Annotated in this window: 16 protein-coding genes and 1 pseudogene; 11 read left to right on the top strand and 6 right to left on the bottom strand. The window is 72.1% G+C overall.

Going from position 1 to position 17,214, the window contains the following annotated elements; genetic code table 11:
* Nucleotides 1-160: 160 nt before the first annotated feature.
* Both D1369_RS29725 and D1369_RS29720 read right to left on the bottom strand, forming a co-directional pair.
* Nucleotides 161-439 (bottom strand): hypothetical protein, encoded by a 279-nt coding sequence (locus D1369_RS29725; RefSeq protein ID WP_007381500.1) that lies wholly within the window; start codon nucleotides 437-439, stop codon nucleotides 161-163.
* Nucleotides 440-461: 22 nt separating this feature from the next.
* On the bottom strand, nucleotides 462-1,241 hold the full coding sequence (locus tag D1369_RS29720) for a PspA/IM30 family protein (protein ID WP_234358555.1): 780 nt from the start codon (nucleotides 1,239-1,241) through the stop codon (nucleotides 462-464).
* Between the two features lie 291 nt (nucleotides 1,242-1,532).
* Between D1369_RS29720 and D1369_RS29715 the strand changes: the two genes are divergently transcribed.
* The 3 genes and pseudogenes from D1369_RS29715 to D1369_RS29705 form a co-directional block, all read left to right on the top strand.
* On the top strand, nucleotides 1,533-2,135 hold the full coding sequence (locus tag D1369_RS29715) for a DUF3043 domain-containing protein (RefSeq protein ID WP_037899705.1): 603 nt from the start codon (nucleotides 1,533-1,535) through the stop codon (nucleotides 2,133-2,135).
* Nucleotides 2,136-2,218: 83 nt separating this feature from the next.
* Entirely contained in the window at nucleotides 2,219-2,920 is a 702-nt protein-coding gene (locus tag D1369_RS29710; protein WP_037899707.1) for a methyltransferase domain-containing protein, read from the top strand.
* A gap of 46 nt (nucleotides 2,921-2,966) precedes the next feature.
* Nucleotides 2,967-3,101, top strand: a pseudogene (locus D1369_RS29705) (signal protein PDZ); the annotation flags it as partial.
* A gap of 36 nt (nucleotides 3,102-3,137) precedes the next feature.
* On the opposite strand, the gene D1369_RS29700 reads toward D1369_RS29705, so the two are convergent.
* The gene (locus D1369_RS29700) at nucleotides 3,138-3,353 is read right to left on the bottom strand and encodes a hypothetical protein (protein ID WP_020115856.1); all 216 of its coding nucleotides are present in this window, start codon (nucleotides 3,351-3,353) and stop codon (nucleotides 3,138-3,140) included.
* A gap of 176 nt (nucleotides 3,354-3,529) precedes the next feature.
* Here D1369_RS29700 and D1369_RS29695 point away from each other — a divergent pair, with 176 nt between their 5' ends.
* Nucleotides 3,530-4,732, top strand: a complete 1,203-nt coding sequence (locus D1369_RS29695) for a bifunctional adenosylcobinamide kinase/adenosylcobinamide-phosphate guanylyltransferase (protein WP_118082702.1) — start codon at nucleotides 3,530-3,532, stop codon at nucleotides 4,730-4,732.
* Here the strand turns inward: D1369_RS29695 and D1369_RS29690 are convergent.
* On the bottom strand, nucleotides 4,721-5,314 hold the full coding sequence (locus D1369_RS29690) for a methyltransferase domain-containing protein (protein ID WP_037899710.1): 594 nt from the start codon (nucleotides 5,312-5,314) through the stop codon (nucleotides 4,721-4,723). The genes D1369_RS29695 and D1369_RS29690 overlap by 12 nt on opposite strands.
* Before the next feature lie 126 nt (nucleotides 5,315-5,440).
* Here D1369_RS29690 and cobT point away from each other — a divergent pair, with 126 nt between their 5' ends.
* The 3 genes from cobT (at nucleotide 5,441) to D1369_RS43455 (ending at nucleotide 9,083) form a co-directional block, all read left to right on the top strand.
* Nucleotides 5,441-6,553, top strand: a complete 1,113-nt coding sequence (cobT, locus tag D1369_RS29685) for a nicotinate-nucleotide--dimethylbenzimidazole phosphoribosyltransferase (protein WP_007381507.1) — start codon at nucleotides 5,441-5,443, stop codon at nucleotides 6,551-6,553.
* Nucleotides 6,554-6,614: 61 nt separating this feature from the next.
* Entirely contained in the window at nucleotides 6,615-8,378 is a 1,764-nt protein-coding gene (locus tag D1369_RS29680; protein ID WP_007381508.1) for a phosphatidylglycerol lysyltransferase domain-containing protein, read from the top strand.
* Nucleotides 8,379-8,387: 9 nt separating this feature from the next.
* Nucleotides 8,388-9,083, top strand: coding sequence for a hypothetical protein (locus tag D1369_RS43455; RefSeq protein ID WP_007381509.1), 696 nt, complete (start codon nucleotides 8,388-8,390; stop codon nucleotides 9,081-9,083).
* Nucleotides 9,084-9,289: 206 nt separating this feature from the next.
* Here the strand turns inward: D1369_RS43455 and D1369_RS29670 are convergent, their stop codons facing one another.
* Nucleotides 9,290-10,045 (bottom strand): hypothetical protein, encoded by a 756-nt coding sequence (locus tag D1369_RS29670; protein ID WP_007381510.1) that lies wholly within the window; start codon nucleotides 10,043-10,045, stop codon nucleotides 9,290-9,292.
* 73 nt (nucleotides 10,046-10,118) lie between these two features.
* Here D1369_RS29670 and D1369_RS29665 point away from each other — a divergent pair, with 73 nt between their 5' ends.
* Nucleotides 10,119-10,901, top strand: coding sequence for an adenosylcobinamide-GDP ribazoletransferase (locus D1369_RS29665; RefSeq protein ID WP_007381511.1), 783 nt, complete (start codon nucleotides 10,119-10,121; stop codon nucleotides 10,899-10,901).
* A 14-nt stretch (nucleotides 10,902-10,915) separates the two neighbouring features.
* Here D1369_RS29665 and D1369_RS29660 read toward each other — a convergent pair whose 3' ends face one another.
* Nucleotides 10,916-11,698: an endo alpha-1,4 polygalactosaminidase gene (locus tag D1369_RS29660; RefSeq protein WP_037899712.1), complete on the bottom strand. Its 783-nt coding sequence runs from the start codon at nucleotides 11,696-11,698 to the stop codon at nucleotides 10,916-10,918.
* A 232-nt stretch (nucleotides 11,699-11,930) separates the two neighbouring features.
* Between D1369_RS29660 and D1369_RS29655 the strand changes: the two genes are divergently transcribed.
* From D1369_RS29655 to sucB, 3 genes are all read left to right on the top strand, one after another.
* Nucleotides 11,931-13,457, top strand: a complete 1,527-nt coding sequence (locus tag D1369_RS29655; protein WP_007381513.1) for a leucyl aminopeptidase — start codon at nucleotides 11,931-11,933, stop codon at nucleotides 13,455-13,457.
* Nucleotides 13,458-13,927: 470 nt separating this feature from the next.
* The gene (gene lpdA, locus D1369_RS29645; RefSeq protein ID WP_037899715.1) at nucleotides 13,928-15,316 is read left to right on the top strand and encodes a dihydrolipoyl dehydrogenase; all 1,389 of its coding nucleotides are present in this window, start codon (nucleotides 13,928-13,930) and stop codon (nucleotides 15,314-15,316) included.
* Between the two features lie 66 nt (nucleotides 15,317-15,382).
* A complete protein-coding gene (sucB, locus tag D1369_RS29640; RefSeq protein WP_118082701.1) occupies nucleotides 15,383-17,182 on the top strand; it encodes a 2-oxoglutarate dehydrogenase, E2 component, dihydrolipoamide succinyltransferase in 1,800 nt (599 codons plus the stop codon).
* Nucleotides 17,183-17,214: the final 32 nt, after the last annotated feature.

Below are 17,214 nucleotides of genomic sequence, written 5' to 3'. Positions count from 1 at the left end.
GTGGGTCGGGGCTTGGGGCGGGCTGAAGCGTGGAGCCCCCGGGGGACGGCGGCGGGAGGGGAGTGGTGCGGGCCCACCCTGGCCGGGCGGGCTTCCCCGAACGGCTGGAGCAGAGCGCCCTGACCGGCTCAGGGATCGATCCCGCGCGCGGAGTGCGGGATCAGCCCGGGATCAGGCCGTCGTCGCTGAGCAGGTCCCGGACTTCCTCCAGGGTCGCGTCCGGGGACGGGAGGATCAGTTCGGAGGGTTCCAGGGAGTCGTCCGGGAGCGGCACGCCCAAGTCCCGGACGCGGGCGAGGAGGGCCTGGAGGGTGCGGCGGAATCCCGGCCCGTCGCCCTTCTCCATCTCGGCCAACAGCTCGTCGTCCAGCTTGTTCAGGTCGGCGAGGTGGCTCTCGGCCAGCCGCACCTGCCCCTCCCCCATGATCCGAACGATCATGTCGCCCTCCTCGGCGTGGGACCTACTGCTTGTCGAAGCGTGGAGTGTCCTGCGGCTGCTGGGACTGCGACTGGCCGGTACCGCCCTCGATGGCCTGCTGCGACGACGAGCCTCCCGCCAGCTCCGCCTTCATGCGCTGCAGTTCCAGCTCTACATCCGTACCACCGGAGAGCCGGTCCAGCTCGGCCTGGATGTCGTCCTTGTGCATGCCGGACTGGTCGTCCAGGGCACCCGAGGCGAGGAGTTCGTCGATGGCGCCGGCCCGGGCCTGGAGCTGGGCGGTCTTGTCCTCGGCGCGCTGAATCGCCAGGCCCACGTCGCCCATCTCCTCGGAGATGCCGGAGAAGGCCTCGCCGATCCGGGTCTGCGCCTGGGCCGCCGTGTAGGTCGCCTTGATGGTCTCCTTCTTGGTCCGGAAGGCGTCCACCTTGGCCTGGAGGCGCTGGGCCGCAAGGGTGAGCTTCTCCTCCTCGCCCTGCAGCGTCGAGTGCTGGGTCTCCAGGTCGGTCACCTGCTGCTGGAGCGCGGCACGGCGGGACAGCGCCTCACGGGCGAGGTCCTCACGGCCGAGCGCGAGCGCCTTGCGGCCCTGGTCCTCCAGCTTCGAGGACTGCGACTGCAGCTGGTTCAGCTGGAGTTCCAGGCGCTTGCGGGAGGTGGCCACGTCGGCCACGCCCCGGCGCACCTTCTGGAGCAGCTCCAGCTGCTTCTGGTACGAGTAATCGAGGGTTTCGCGCGGGTCCTCGGCCCGGTCAAGGGCCTTGTTCGCCTTCGCGCGGAAGATCATCCCCATACGCTTCATGACACCGCTCATGGGCTTCGCGCGCCCCCTTCTGACGGACTTCCAGCTCAGCTCTGCGACAGAACCCACAGTACGGGCCCTGCATCCATTGACGCACTGTTCCGGGACGGATGCGCTCATCCCCAAGGACGACTGACCGATCCCCTGCTCCGGCGTAAGGAGTAGGTGACCTTCAGGGTGAGCAACCGACACCGGACGTCCCCTCTGTCCCCCTGCATGACGACTGGTGTTGCCGGATCGTTCCCCACCGGGCTGGGGTCCAACCCCGGACACCCCTTACCCTTGGGTTTTGTGTTCCGTAGCCGTGCCACCAAGGAAGAGAAGGCCGCCGTCGCCGACAAGGCGCAGCTGACCGACTCCAAGCAGCCCCGCGACCCTCAGGCCCCCAAGGGCCGGCCCACGCCGAAGCGCAGTGAGGCCCAGTCCCAGCGCCGCAGCGTCGCCAACACGTCGCTCACCCGCAAGGACGCCGCCAAGCGCCAGCGCGAGGAGCGCCGCTCGGCGCTGGAGAGGCAGCGCCAGGCGCTGGCCGGCGGTGACGAGCGGTACCTGCCCGCGCGGGACAAGGGCCCGGTGCGCAAGTTCGCCCGCGACACCATCGACGCGCGGTTCAACGTGGCGGAGTTCTTCCTGCCGATGGCCGTGGTCATTCTCGTGCTGAGCCTGGTGCGGGTGGGCGCGCTCCAGAGCATCGCGCTGCTGCTGTGGCTCGTCGTGATCGTGCTCATCGTGCTCGACTCGATCCTCACCGGTTTCCGTCTGAAGAAGCGGCTCGCCGAGCGCTTCCCGGACCAGAACCGCAAGGGCGCGGTCGCCTACGCCCTGATGCGCTCCCTGCAGATGCGTCGCCTCCGGCTGCCGAAGCCGCAGGTCAAGCGCGGAGAGCGGCCCTGAGTACGACGTCTTTCTCCGGGGGTGCGGCCGACGCCTGGCTGGGAAAGCTCGGCGGGCTGCGAAATGTCGTACGACAGGAGCTGGTGGCCCGGCAGCTCGACGAGCAGATAGTGGGCCGGTACCCGGTCGGACAGCGGCTGCGGGTGCTCGACGTGGGGATGGGCCAGGGCACGCAGGCGCTGCGACTGGCCCGGGCCGGGCATCAGGTGACCGGGCTCGAGCGGGACGCCACCATGGTCGCGGCGGCCCGCAAGGCCCTGTCCGCCGAGCCCGAGGGCATCCGGGAGCGGATGCGGATCATCGAGGGCGACGGCCGGGACACCGGGGTGCACTTCCTGCCGGGCAGTTTCGACGTGGTGCTGTGCCACGGCGTGCTCATGTACGTCGAGGAGCCGGATCCGCTGCTTGCCGGTCTTGCGCGGATGCTGGCACCGGGCGGGCTGCTGTCGCTGCTCGTGCGCAACGCTGACGCGCTGGCGATGCGGCCGGGACTGGCCGGGGACTGGGCGGGCGCGCTGGGGGCCTTCGACAGCACCGCGTACCGCAACCGGCTGGGGCTCGATGTGCGGGCCGACCGGCTGAGCACGCTGACCGCGACGCTCGCCGGCATCGGGGCGCCGCTCCAGGCCTGGTACGGGGTGCGGGTGTTCACGGACACGGCGGCGGACGAGGCCGGGACGCCGGACGACATGGAGGCGCTGCTGGCCTGCGAGGAGCGGGCCGGGCGGACGGATCCGTACCGTGGGGTCGCCGCGCTGCTGCACCTGTGCGGGGTGCGGGGCTGAGCCCGTGCGGACGAACAGCGCAGGCCCGGGCCTTCGCCCCGACGTGAGACTCGGGGGGATCACGACCATCGCCTCGCTCTCCGAGGCGCTCGCGGCGGGCAAGCCGGGTCAGAAGACCTCCGTGACCTACACCCGGGACGGCAGCGCGAAGACGGTGGAGGTGACGCTGGGCGAGCAGTAGCGGTGGTGGGCGAGGGCCGGCCCTCGCCCACCCCGGTCACGCTTCCTCTGCCGCCTTCAGGCTCATCGGGCCGTAGATCTCGGTGGCGTCCTCGAACAGCCGCACCTGTTCCGCGCCGCCGGCGAGCAGGGGCTTCCAGTACTCGCCGAGCCAGGACTCGGCGTCGCCCTGGGTGGTGAACTCCTCCGGCTCCACGGCGGGTTGGGTCTCCGCGCCGTCGGCCTTCTCGAATCGCCAGGTCCATGTCGCCATGTGAGCCTCCCGTGTTTGATCCGTTACGAAGAGCACCCTAAGCGGTAGTTCGCGGGCCGCGGGCCGGTGGGGGTTGCGCGCACCCTCGCGGCGGAGCCGCAGATCGGCACGGGCCCGCGCCCCTGAAAGCCTCTCCGCGCGCGCTGGATCACCGGGGAGCGGCGAGAATCGGTCCCGTGGAACTGACTCTGCTCGGCACCGGCGCCCCCGCCGGTCTCCCCCGGCCCTTCTGTCCCTGTGCCGCGTGCGCCACCGCGCTCGGTGAGAACGCGCGGGCCGCCACCGCCGTGCTCGTCGACGGGATCCTGCTGCTCGATCTCACCCCCGGTGCCGCCTTCGCCGCCGCCCGGGCCGGGCAGTCGCTCGCCGGGGTGGGGCAGGTCCTGCTGTCACACCCCCATGACGGGCCCCCCGTCGAGGTGCCCGCAGGTCTTCCGCAGCCGGGGCGGGTGCCGGACGGGCGGGAGTTGACGTTGTTGACGGGGCATCGGATGCGGGCCGTGCCGATGGACGCGCCGGGGACCGGGTACGCCGTCACCGGGCCCGCCGGGCAGCGGGTGCTGTACCTGCCGCCCGGGGGTGCGCCCGCGGGGCTGGAGAAGGGGGCCGTGGAGTCGTATGACATGGTGCTCGCCGATGTCGTACGGCGGCCGGACGCGCTCGCCCGGCTGCGGGCCGTCGGGGCCGTGGGGCCCACGACCGACGTCGTCGCCGTGCATGTCGATCACGACGTGCCGCCCGGCGCCGAGGTGCGGCGCAGGCTGGCCGCGGCCGGGGCGCGGACGGTGCCCGACGGGACGACTCTGGTCGTCGGCGCCTACGAGGACGTACCGGATGTGCCGCGGCGGACGCTGGTGCTGGGCGGGGCACGGTCCGGGAAGTCGGTGGAGGCCGAGCGGCGTCTTGAGGCGTTCCCCGACGTGCTGTACGTGGCGACCGGCGGGTCGCGGAACGGGGACACCGAGTGGGCCTCCCGGGTCACCGCACACCGGGAGCGGCGGCCCGGATCGTGGCGTACGACGGAGACCTGCGACCTGGTGCCGCTGCTGAAGGACGACGGGGCGCCGTTGCTGGTCGACTGTCTGTCGCTGTGGCTGACGGACGCGATGGACGCCGTCGGAGCGTGGGACGACGCGGAGTGGGCCGACGGCGGGGAGCGGGAACTGCGGTCGCGGGTGCGGGAGTTGACTCAGGCGGTGCGGGAGGCGCGGCGGACCGTGGTGGCCGTGTCGAACGAGGTGGGGTCGGGGATCGTGCCGGCCACCGCGTCCGGGCGCCGGTACCGGGACGAACTGGGGCGGCTGAACGCCGCGTTCGCGGGCGAGTGCGAGCAGGTGGTGCTGGTGGTGGCGGGACAGGCGATGGTCCTACGGGGCTGACGGCTCCTTGCGGGCGATCACCCGGTACGCCTTCGCGAAGCGGGTGCCGGCGAGGAGGAGGGCCAGGGTGTGGTCCAGCGCTCGCGCGGTGGAGGTCAGCATCCCGGGGGTGTCCGGCAGACGGGCCGTCAGTCGGGCCGGGATGTGCGCGGATCGGCGGGCCGTCGCGATGACGGTGCAGCCCCGGGACTCCAGTTCGGCGCGGGGGTCGTCCCGGGACTCCACCAGGAGGTGGCCGCCGGGGCGCAGGACGGCGAGGGCCGCCCGGAGTTCCGCGGGATCCGGGCGGCGGTTCAGCAGGCTGACCACGTCGTAGCGGGCGCGCAGGTGGGCGACGATCCGCGGGTCCGTCAGACGGGCCTGGTAGCCCTCCTCCAGGCGCTCGATCGCCTGGGCGTGCAGGACGCGGGGGGTGGGGTCCAGACCGTCGAAGGCCGTGTAGGGGAAGAACGTTCGCGCCGCCTCCGGGAAGTCGGCGTCCCCGGTGTCGACGTCCAGCCAGCTCTCGGGTTCGGGGAACGGCAGTATGGCGCGGGCGGTGGAGCGAAGACGCCGTACGGAAGGGGCGGTTGGTGCGGGCATGGGGTCTCCCGGGGACGCACAGCAATTCGCTACAAAACGGAACGTATGGGATCCCGATCCCGGGTGCAATGACGTCATGACCCTGTGGCACCCCCGTGTTCGATCAGGGCCGGTACTGTTCGGCGAATGAGCTCGCTTAATCTCGACGACTTCACCGATCTGATCGAGCGCCCCGACGGCGGGGTGCGTCGCGACGCCGAGGCGCGCCGGGAGCGTCAGATCGTGCCTCCCGGGGCGCTGGGCCGCCTCGACGACCTGGGTGAGTGGCTGGCGGCGGCGCAGTCGGCCGTACCGGTACGGTCGGTCGAACGGCCGCGGGTCGTGCTGTTCGCCGGTGACCACGGGATCGCCGAACTGGGTGTCTCGGGGCGGGCCGCGGGCAGCGCGGCGGAGTTGGTGCGGGAGGTCCTGGAGGGCGGCCGTCCGGTGTCGATCCTCGCCCGGCGCCTCGGCGTGCCGGTGCGGGTCGTGGACATGGCGCTGGACTGCGATCCGGACGAGCTGCCGCAGGACGTCGTACGGCATCGGGTGCGGCGCGGGAGCGGTCGTATCGATGTCGAGGACGCGTTGACCCTCGAGGAGGCGGAGGCCGCCTTCCGGGCCGGGGTCGCGGTGGCCGACGAGGAGGCCGACTCCGGTACGGATCTCGTGGTGCTCGGTGATGTGAGCGTGGGCGGGACCACGGCGGCCGGGGTGCTGGTCGCCGCGCTGTGCGGGACCGACGCGTCCGTGGTGACCGGGCGGGGCGGGACCGGGATCGACGACCTGGCGTGGATGCGCAAGTGCGCGGCGATCCGGGACGCGCTGCGACGGGCGCGGCCGGTGCTCGGGGACCAGTTGCAGCTGCTGGCGACGGTGGGCGGGGCCGACCTCGCGGCGATCACCGGGTTCCTGCTGCAGAGCGCGGTGCGCAAGCTGCCCGTCGTACTGGACGGGGTGGTCGTGGCCGCCTGTGCCCTGGTGGGGCAGCGGATCGCGTTCCGGGCGCCGGACTGGTGGCTGGCCGGGCAGAGCAGTGGTGAGCCGGGGCAGGCGAAGGCACTGGACCGGATGGCCCTGGAACCGCTGCTCGACCATGGCGTGACGGTCGGGGAGGGCGCGGGCGGACTGCTCGCGCTGCCGCTGGTACAGGCCGCGGCCGCGCTGGCCGCCGAGCTGCCGGAGAAGCCCGCGGCCTTCGAGGAGTCGCAGGAGGAGGAACCGGAGAAGGCGTCCGAGGAGGAGTCCGAGGAGGAGTAGTCGAGGACAGGTGAGTGCCCTTGCGACCAAATCGCCGGCGCAAAGGGCATGATCGCCCTTCATGGGAGATGTCCGAGTCGCACCTGTTCGGGATGTACGGTCCACCGCCGCCTCGCGACGGTCCGCCGGGTTCGCCGTCTGGTACCTGCGGGTCGTCGCGTTCGTCAACTTCCTCAGTGCGGTGTGGGTGTCCCTGGGGCAGGACGTGCGGCGCCACAACCAGCAGGACTTCTTCACGCCGTATCTGCTGACGGCGGGCTTCGCCTCCGGAGTGTTCACGGCCTTCCTCGCGATCACCATGCGGCGGCGCAAGCGCGCGGCGTGGATCCTGAACCTGGTGCTGTCGGGGGCGTTCCTCGCGCTGTTCGTCCTCGCGATGGCGTTCCCGGAGATCCGGCGGTACGCGCAGAACTGGATCTCCCTGTTCCTCACCGCCGCCTTCGTGGTCGCCCTGCTCGTCGGGCGGCGGGAGTTCTACGCCAAGGGCGACCGGTCCAACCCACGGCTCGCCGCCGCCGTGGCCGTGGGCGGACTGCTGGTGTGCTCGCTGCTGGCCGCGCTGCTGGTGACCGTCACCAACCAGGCCTCGCGGTCGTCGGCCTTCGTGGAACGCTGGTGGTACGGCACGCTGCGACTGGTCTCGGTCGCCGCCGACGACTCCCGCTTCGACGGGATCCTGACGCCGAACTGGGTCAACGTCGTCATCAACGTGCTCAGCACGGTCCTCGTCCTCGCCGTCCTCTACGCCGCCTTCCGCTCCCGGCGTGCCGTCGACCCGCTCACCGAGGACGACGAGCGGCGCCTGCGGGAACTGCTGGACCGGCACGGCGAGCGGGACTCGCTCGGGTACTTCGCGCTGCGCAGGGAGAAGAGCGTCGTCTGGTCGCCGACCGGGAAGGCGGCCGTGACGTACCGGGTGGTCAGCGGGGTCTCGCTGGCCTCCGGTGATCCGATCGGCGACCCGGAGGCCTGGCCGGGGGCGATCGAGCCGTGGCTCGCCGAGGCGCGGGCGCACGGGTGGCTGCCGGCCGTGATGGGCGCGGGTGAGGACGCGGGGACGGTGTACGCGCGGCACGGCCTGGACGCGCTGGAGCTGGGCGACGAGGCGATCGTCGAGGTCGCCGAGTTCACGCTGGAGGGACGGGCGATGCGGACCGTCCGGCAGGCCTACAACCGGGTCAAACGGGCCGGGTACACGGTACGGATCCGGCGCCACGAGGACATCCCCGCCGAGGAGATGGAGGCGCTCGTACGGCGGGCCGACGACTGGCGCGACGGGGCCACCGAGCGCGGGTTCAGCATGGCGCTGGGGCGGCTCGGGGATCCGGAGGACGGGCGGTGCGTGGCGCTGGAGTGCAGTGACGCCGACGGGGAGCTGAAGGCGGTGCTCTCCTTCGTGCCGTGGGGGCCGCACGGGCTGTCCCTCGACCTCATGCGCCGGGACCGCGACGCGGACAACGGCCTCATGGAGTTCATGGTCATCGAGCTGCTGAACCGGGCCCAGGAGATCCAGATCACCCAGGTCTCGCTCAACTTCGCGATGTTCCGCTCGGTCTTCGAACGTGGTGCGCGTCTTGGCGCCGGGCCGGTGCTGAGGCTGTGGCGGTCGCTGCTCAGCTTCTTCTCCCGCTGGTGGCAGATCGAGTCCCTGTACCGGGCCAACGCCAAGTACCGGCCCATCTGGGAGCCGCGGTTCCTGCTCTTCGAGAAGAGCGCGGACCTGCCGCGCATCGGCATCGCCTCCGCCCGCGCGGAGGGGTTCCTGGAGGTGCCGGGGCTGCCGGGGTGGCTGCGGCGCCGGGAGCACTTGAGCACGCACAGATGAGGACGTGGGATGAAGACGCTCGCCCGCTGGGCTCGTGCGGAGTGGGGTGAGCTGTACATCACCGTCCGCGGGCCGCTGCTGCGGCGGCGATGGCGGGCGGTTCCCCTGGCCCTGGCGGCCGTGTGTCTGACGGCGGCCCTGCACTTCGTGCACAACCAGTCGTGGGGTTACGACGTCGTCCAGGACGTCGGTGCCGTGCGCGCCGCGGATCCCCTCTGGCTCGCCCTGCTCCGCACCCCGCTCTCCCTGTTCGTGCCGGCCCTGGACCTGCCGGTGTGGGGTGCGCTGGCGCAGATCCTGTTCGTGTTCGGGATCGCCGAGATCTGTCTGGGCCGGTGGCGGACGCTCACGCTGGCCTACGCCGCCACGCTCGCCGGAACGCTGTACGCCCGGGTGGGCATCTGGCTGGGGCCCGACAGCCCCCTCGGCCTGCCCGCCTCGGACGCCCACGTCGTCGACACCGGCCCGTCGGCGGCCGTGGTGGGGCTCGCCGTCTTCCTCGGCTGGCGCTACGGCGCCCGGGTCACCGCGGGTGCCGTGATCGCGGCGATGGTGGTCGAGGTGCTGGCGAAGGGGAACCTCGCCGGCCGGGAACACGTGGCGGCGATCGCGGCGATGCTGGCCGTGTGCGGCCTCTCAGCAGCCCGCCGCCGGCACGCCCGCCCCCAGGAGGACGCCGACTCGGGCCCACGATGCGCCCCCTGAGCCGGCCAGTCCCTCGACGCCACGTCAGCAGTCGGCGGGCGCGCCTCAGCGCCGCTATCTCCGGGCCACGTCAACACCCGGCAGGTGCCCGCGGCCGACCAGGCCGTACTTGCCCTCTCAGGGGCCGAGGGTCCGTACGGGGATCGAACTGCCGTCCCTCAGAGTCCGGGTGGACGCCCCCGGCCGAGCAGGGATCCCGCTCTCCCTCAACGCCCGACCGGGCGTACCGGGTCCGGTTTGCCGCCGATCAGGTCCTGGAACCTGCGGCGGGGGCCCGACCAGCGTTTGTCGCGGTGGTAGGCGCGCAATACCGCCCGGGCGCGGGCGCGCGGGCGGCGGGCGTAGAAGCGGCGGGCCCAGGGGGAGCCGGGGCGGGCCAGTCGGATCAGGCCGATGAGGCCGACGAGGGGGACGATCACGCTGAAGATCGCCATCCGGGTCTTCCCCTTGAGCAGGACGAGCATCGCGAAGAGGAAGTTGACCACCACGCTGGAGATGACGCCGCCGCGGTCCTGGGCCTCGCCCTGCGACACATCGTTGACGCCGAACGGCGAGAACCCCGCGAGCACCAGCCCGACCAGCGCCACGGTGAGGACGACGACCTCGACGCTCTTGCGGCCCTCCTCGCTCCAGTACACGTCGTCGAGATGCAGGATCAGCGCGAACTCGTCCAGCACCAGACCCGCGCCCATCCCGAAGACCACCGCGCACAGCCCCGCCCCGAAACCGTGCCGCCCACTGGCGACCGCGCCGAAGCCGCCGACGATGGTGAGGACGACACCCGGCACCACGTGGTGGATGTGCACGCCACCGGAACTGACGTTGCCGAAGGGCCCCTTGCCCGCCCGGATCAGCCGGGTGATGACCCGTGTGATCACGAAGGTCAGCACGAACGCGGTCAGGGCGAGGAGCAGCGGCAGCTTGCCGGGTTCGACGATGTTGCGGTGCAGCCAGTGGCCCATGGACCCAGTGTCCGGTCGCCGGGGGTGGGCCGCCCGGCGGTTACGGCGTCCGGGCTACCCTGCCGACGTGTCCATGACCCCGCCCCCGCTCGACGGCCTCCGCTTCGCCTTCGGCACGCTCAGCGTGCTCCCCGTGAAGGTGACCCGCTGGGACCGGGAGGCGGCACGCGGCGGAATGCTGTGCGCCCCACTGGTCGGCGTGGTCCTGGGGTGCGTGTCGGCGGCGGTGGGGCTCCTGCTGCTGTTCCTGGGCGCCTCCGCGCTGCTCGCCGCGGTGGCCACGGTCGCCGCACCCGCCGTCCTCACGCGCGGCCTGCACCTCGACGGTCTCGCGGACACCGCCGACGGCCTGGGCAGCGGCAAGCCCGCCGAGGACGCCCTGCGGATCATGAAGCAGTCGGACATCGGCCCGTTCGGGGTGATCGCCCTCGTCCTCGTGCTCCTCGCCCAGGTGGCCGCGCTGTCGCAGATGTACGGCGACTCCTGGGCGCGGGGTGCGACGGCCGCGGTGGTCTCGTCGACGGCCGCGCGCCTGGCCCTGACCCTCGCGGCCCGTGCCGGGGTCCCGCCGGCCCGGCCGGAGGGGCTGGGGGCCGCGGTGGCGGGCGTCGTCCCGGTCCGGGGCGCGGTCCTGACGACCGCCGCCGTGACGCTGGGGGCGGCCGGGGCGGGGGCGCTTTCGGGGGCGTACGACATGGTCCGCGCGGTCCTCGCGGTCGCCGCCGCCGTGGGGGTGGCCGAACTGCTCCTGCGGCACTGCACGCGCCGCTTCGGCGGAGTGACCGGGGATGTGTTCGGCGGGCTGGCGGAGACGGCGGCGACGACCGCGCTGGTGGTCCTGTCGTTGAACTTCTAGGAAGCCCCGAACCTCTAGCAGGCCTCGCGCCACACCCCGAGCTCGTACTTCTTCAGCATCGAACTCAGCTTCAGCCGCCGGGACTCGGCGCAGAAGCGGCTGACGGGGAGTTCGTACTCGACGTGGAAGACCGCCTTGCCGGCCTTGATGAACGGCTCCACGTCCCCGCACTCGTCGTACTGCGCGCACTGCTCGTTGACGGCGAAGTCGAAGTCGCCCACCAGCCGCGGGATCTGGTCGAGGTCGTTCTTCAGGCCGACCGACATGCCGCGGTCGTGGGCAAGTCGCGCGATCAGGCGGTTGTAGCGGAGCTGGTCGGCCGCCGTCAGCGCGAAGCCCGTGCGGTTCTTGTAGCCGTCCATGTTGTCCGGCTCCACCGCGTCGAAGCCCTTCTCGCGGCACATGTCGAGGCGCTCCGCCATGAGCGGTTCCAGGACGTCGGTCGCCCGGATGTCGAGCCAGCGCTCCCCCTCCCAGCCGTTGCCGCGTCCGATCACGGACTTGGGGAACCTGCCGGCGTCCGGGCGCCAGTCCTCCCACGCGCCCGTGGAGAGGTAGCAGATGACCTTGCGGCCCTTGCCGTGCAGCGACGACACCACGGCCGCCGACTGGTCGAAGCCGTCGATGTCGTACACCGGCACGTCCACCGACGTGTCGACGCGGCCGGTCAGCTGCCACTGCCAGGCGATGCCGGGGCGGGGCCGCCAACGCGAGCCGCCGGACGGGGAGTCGGGGGCGGCCGTGCACCCTGTCACCAGGAGGAGCAGGCCGGCAAGGAGGAGCAGGGGGCGTTTCAACGGACGGACTCCAGGGAGTGCGGCGGGGTACCCCAGGAATGATCTCGCGGGTCGCAGCCGGAGGTACGCTCGGCCGACCCGAGCGTAGGCTCGTCCCGGGTGGTCGCCGACAGGGGTGAAGGCCCCGATCGGGATCCGGATCCGGACAAGAAATAGGGTCGGCCGTCGGGCCCGGTCGACCCCACCCCCCTCGACCCAAGAAACTTCACATCGGAAGCGAGAATTCACCACCGTGACTGCTCTCACTCTCAGCACCTCCGCGGCGCCCGGCCTGCGGGCCGACGCGATCGTGATCGGTGTCGCCAAGGGCGCGAAGGGCCCGGTCGTCGCACCGGGCGCCGAGGCCGTGGACAAGGCCTACGACGGCAGGCTCGCCGGTGTCCTGGAGACCCTCGGTGCCTCCGGGGCCGAGGGCGAGGTGACGAAGCTGCCCGCGCCCGCCGGCCTCAAGGCCCCTCTCGTGGTGGCGGTCGGCCTGGGCGCCGAGCCCGAGAAGGACTCCGCCTTCGACTCGGAGGCGCTGCGCAAGGCCGCCGGTGTCGCCGCCCGCGCGCTGGCCGGAACGAAGAAGGCCGCGTTCGTGCTGCCGCTGGGCGATGCCGCCGACGTCGGCGCGGTCGCCGAGGGCGTGCTGCTCGGGGCGTACTCCTTCACCGCCTACAAGGAGAACGGCAAGGACGCCAAGGCCAAGAACGGCAAGGCTCCGCTGGCCGAGGCCGCACTGCTGGGCGGCAAGCCGCGGGACGCCGCGTACAAGGCCGCGCTCGCCCGGGCCACCGCGGTCGCCGAGGAGCTCAACCGCGCGCGCGACCTCATCAACATGCCGCCCAACGACCTGAACCCCGAGGCCTTCGCCGCGATCGTGCAGGCCGCGGGCAAGGAGCACGGCCTCAAGGTGCAGGTGCTCGACGTGAAGGCGCTGGAGAAGGGCGGCTACGGCGGCATCCTCGGCGTCGGCGCGGGGTCGACCTCGGGGCCGCGGCTGGTGAAGCTGTCGTACACCTCGTCCAAGGCGAAGAAGCACCTCGCGCTGGTCGGCAAGGGCATCACCTACGACTCGGGCGGCATCTCGCTCAAGCCCCCGGGCCACAACGAGACGATGAAGTGCGACATGAGCGGGGCGGCGGCCGTGTTCGCGGCCGTGGTCTCGGCCGCGCGGCTGGGCCTCGAGGTCAACGTGACCGGATGGCTGGCGCTCGCCGAGAACATGCCGTCGGGGTCCGCCACGCGGCCCGGTGACGTGCTGCGCATGTACAGCGGCAAGACGGTGGAGGTGCTCAACACCGACGCCGAGGGCCGGCTGGTGCTCGCGGACGCGCTGTGGGCGGCGTCGGCGGAGAAGCCGGACGCGATCGTGGACGTGGCGACGCTGACCGGGGCGATGATGCTCGCGCTGGGCAGCCGGACCTTCGGGATCATGGCGAACGACGACTCCTTCCGTACGGCGGTGCACGAGGCCGCGGAGGAGGTCGGGGAGCCGGCGTGGCCCATGCCGCTGCCTGAGCACCTGCGCAAGGGGATGGACTCCCCGACCGCCGACATCGCGAACATGGGTGAGCGGATGGGCGGGGGCCTTGTCGCCGGGCTCTTCCTGCGGGAGTTCGTGGGCGAGGGGATCCCGTGGGCGCACCTCGACATCGCGGGTCCCGCGTTCAACGACGGGGGTCCGTTCGGGTACACGCCGAAGGGCGGGACGGGGTCGGCGGTGCGGACGCTGGTGCGGCTGGCGGAGCTTGTCGGCTCCGGTGACCTGGGCTGATGCTCGCCTAGGAGCTCGGCTCCCAAGGGGCGTGGGCGGCTGCGGGCCCGTTGTGGCTTGTCGCGCAGTTCCCCGCGCCCCTGGGCGTCTCACCTGGGCTCTCGTCCGCCTGCGAGCGGCGGCTGGTCGCGCCCGCGCGGCGGAGCCGCAGATCGATACAGCCCCGCGCCCCTGGGCGTCTCACCTGGGCTCTCGTCCGCCTGCGAGCGGCGGCTGGTCGCGCCCGCGCGGCGGAGCCGCAGATCGATACAGCCCCGCGCCCCTGGGTGTCTCACCGCATCCCCCTTTCACATGTGAGCGTGTGGTGTCTCACACCCCGGCCCGGCGTCTCGTTCAGGGCCGACAAGTGCGAAGATGGGGCTCGGCAGGACAGGGCCCCCACCACAGGGCCGAAGAAAGAGCGGCCGGACACCAGCCGCCGCCCGGTCACTGCAGACCGGCGTACGGCGCACATGCATGGAGGACGTGACGTGGCGAACGACGCCAGCACCGTTTTCGACCTAGTGATCCTCGGCGGTGGTAGTGGCGGTTACGCCGCGGCCCTGCGCGGGGCGCAGCTGGGGCTTGACGTCGCCCTGATCGAGAAGGACAAGGTCGGCGGTACCTGCCTGCACCGGGGATGCATCCCCACCAAGGCCCTGCTGCACGCGGGCGAGATCGCCGACCAGGCCCGCGAGAGCGAGCAGTTCGGCGTGAAGGCCACCTTCGAGGGCATCGACATCGCCGGGGTGCACAAGTACAAGGACGGCGTGATCGCCGGCCTGTACAAGGGCCTGCAGGGGCTCGTCGCCTCCCGGAAGGTGCACTACATCGAGGGTGAGGGCCGGCTGTCGTCGCCGACCTCCGTCGATGTCAACGGCCAGCGGATCCAGGGGCGCCACGTGCTCCTCGCGACCGGCTCCGTGCCGAAGTCGCTGCCGGGCCTGGAGATCGACGGCAACCGGATCATCTCCTCGGACCACGCCCTCGTGCTGGACCGCGTTCCGAAGTCCGCGATCATCCTGGGCGGCGGTGTCATCGGCGTCGAGTTCGCCTCCGCGTGGAAGTCCTTCGGGTCGGACATCACGATCATCGAGGGCCTCAAGCACCTCGCCCCCCTCGAGGACGAGAACTCCTCCAAGCTTCTTGAGCGCGCGTTCCGCAAGCGCGGCATCAAGTTCAACCTGGGCACCTTCTTCTCGAAGGCCGAGTACACCCAGGACGGTGTCAAGGTCACCCTCGCCGACGGCAAGGAGTTCGAGGCCGAGGTGCTGCTGGTGGCCGTCGGCCGCGGGCCCGTCTCCGCCGGTCTCGGCTACGAGGAGCAGGGCGTCGCGATGGACCGCGGCTACGTCCTGGTCGACGAGTACATGCGCACCAACGTCCCGACCATCTCCGCCGTCGGAGACCTGGTCCCCACGCTCCAGCTCGCGCACGTCGGCTTCGCCGAGGGCATCCTGGTGGCGGAGCGTCTGGCCGGTCTGAAGACCGTTCCGATCGACTACGACGGTGTCCCGCGGGTGACGTACTGCCACCCCGAGGTCGCCTCCGTGGGCATCACCGAGGCCAAGGCCAAGGAGATCTACGGCGCGGACAAGGTCGTCGCTCTGAAGTACAACCTGGCGGGCAACGGCAAGAGCAAGATCCTGAACACCTCCGGCGAGATCAAGCTCGTCCAGGTGAAGGACGGTGCCGTGGTCGGCGTCCACATGGTCGGCGACCGCATGGGCGAGCAGGTCGGCGAGGCCCAGCTGATCTACAACTGGGAAGCGCTGCCGGCCGAGGTCGCCCAGCTCATCCACGCCCACCCGACGCAGAGCGAGGCGCTCGGCGAGGCCCACCTGGCCCTGGCGGGCAAGCCGCTGCACTCGCACGACTGACCCTCGGTCACTGCACGTCGTAGCGACGACTCAGACTTCCGCAATTCGTAAGGAGCAACCGAAACCATGGCGGTTTCCGTAACCCTTCCGGCGCTCGGCGAGAGCGTCACCGAGGGCACCGTCACCCGCTGGCTGAAGGCCGAGGGTGAGCGCGTAGAGGCCGACGAGCCGCTGCTCGAGGTGTCGACCGACAAGGTCGACACCGAGATCCCCTCCCCCGCCGCCGGTGTCCTGGCCTCCATCAAGGTCGCCGAGGACGAGACGGTCGAGGTCGGCGCCGAGCTGGCCGTGATCGACGACGGCACCGGCGCCCCGGCGGCCGCTCCGGCCCCGGCCGCCGAGCCGGTCGCCGAGCCCGCCCCGGAGCCGGCCGCGGCCGCTCCGTCCACCGAGCAGGCCGCCCCGGCGCCCGCTCCCACCGCCGAGGCCGCTTCCGGCGGCGGCTCCGCCGAGGGCACGGACGTCGTCCTGCCCGCGCTCGGCGAGTCCGTCACCGAGGGCACCGTCACCCGGTGGCTGAAGGAGGTCGGCGAGGAGGTCGCGGAGGACGAGCCCCTGCTCGAGGTCTCCACCGACAAGGTCGACACCGAGATCCCCTCGCCCGCCGCCGGTGTGCTGCTGGAGATCGTGGTCGGTGAGGACGAGACGGCCGAGGTCGGCGCCAAGCTCGCCGTCATCGGTGCCCCGGGTGCGGCTCCGGCCGCCGCCCAGGCCCCCGCCGCTCCCGCTCCGGCCCCGGCTGCCGAGGCCCCGGCCCCGGCTCCCGCCCCCGCGGCTCCGGCGCCCGCTCCGGCTCCGGCCCCGCAGGCGCCCTCGGCTCCGGCCCCGCAGCAGCAGACGGCTCCGGCTCCCGACCCGGCGCCCGCCGCTCCGGCTCCGGCGCCCGCCCCGGTCACCCCGGCCCCGGCTCCGGCCGCGACCTCCGGTGACGACGGCGCCTACGTGACCCCGCTGGTGCGCAAGCTCGCCGCCGAGAACGGCGTCGACCTGGCCGGCGTCAAGGGCACCGGCGTCGGTGGCCGTATCCGCAAGCAGGACGTCATCGCCGCCGCCGAGGCCGCGAAGGCCGCCGCTGCCCCGGCTCCGGCCGCTGCCGCCGCCCCGGCCGCCGCCGCCAAGAAGGCGCCGTCCCTGGAGGCCTCTCCCCTCCGTGGCCAGACCGTCAAGATGCCGCGCATCCGCAAGGTCATCGGCGACAACATGGTCAAGGCGCTGCACGAGCAGGCGCAGCTGTCCTCGGTCGTCGAGGTCGACGTCACCCGCCTGATGAAGCTGCGCGCCCGTGCCAAGGACGCGTTCGCGGCCCGTGAGGGCGTCAAGCTCTCCCCGATGCCGTTCTTCGTCAAGGCGGCGGCGCAGGCGCTGAAGGCGCACGCGCCGATCAACGCCAAGATCAACGAGGGCGAAGGCACGATCACCTACTTCGACACCGAGAACATCGGTATCGCGGTGGACTCCGAGAAGGGCCTGATGACCCCGGTCATCAAGCACGCGGGCGACCTCAACATCGCCGGCATCGCCAAGGCCACGGCGGAGCTCGCGGGCAAGGTCCGCGCGAACAAGATCACGCCCGACGAGCTGTCCGGCGCGACCTTCACCATCTCCAACACCGGTTCGCGCGGTGCGCTCTTCGACACGATCATCGTGCCGCCGGGCCAGGTCGCGATCCTCGGCATCGGTGCCACGGTCAAGCGCCCGGCGGTCATCGAGACCGAGGAGGGCACGGTCATCGGCGTCCGCGACATGACCTACCTGACCCTCTCCTACGACCACCGTCTGGTGGACGGCGCCGACGCGGCCCGTTACCTGACCGCGGTCAAGGCGATCCTGGAGGCGGGCGAGTTCGAGGTCGAGCTCGGCCTGTAAGCGGCTTCGCTTCTACGGTGCCCCCGTCCGGC

Source organism: Streptomyces sp. CC0208, from assembly GCF_003443735.1.
GTDB lineage: Bacteria > Actinomycetota > Actinomycetes > Streptomycetales > Streptomycetaceae > Streptomyces > Streptomyces sviceus.
This window is presented reverse-complemented; position numbering and strand designations above follow the sequence as displayed.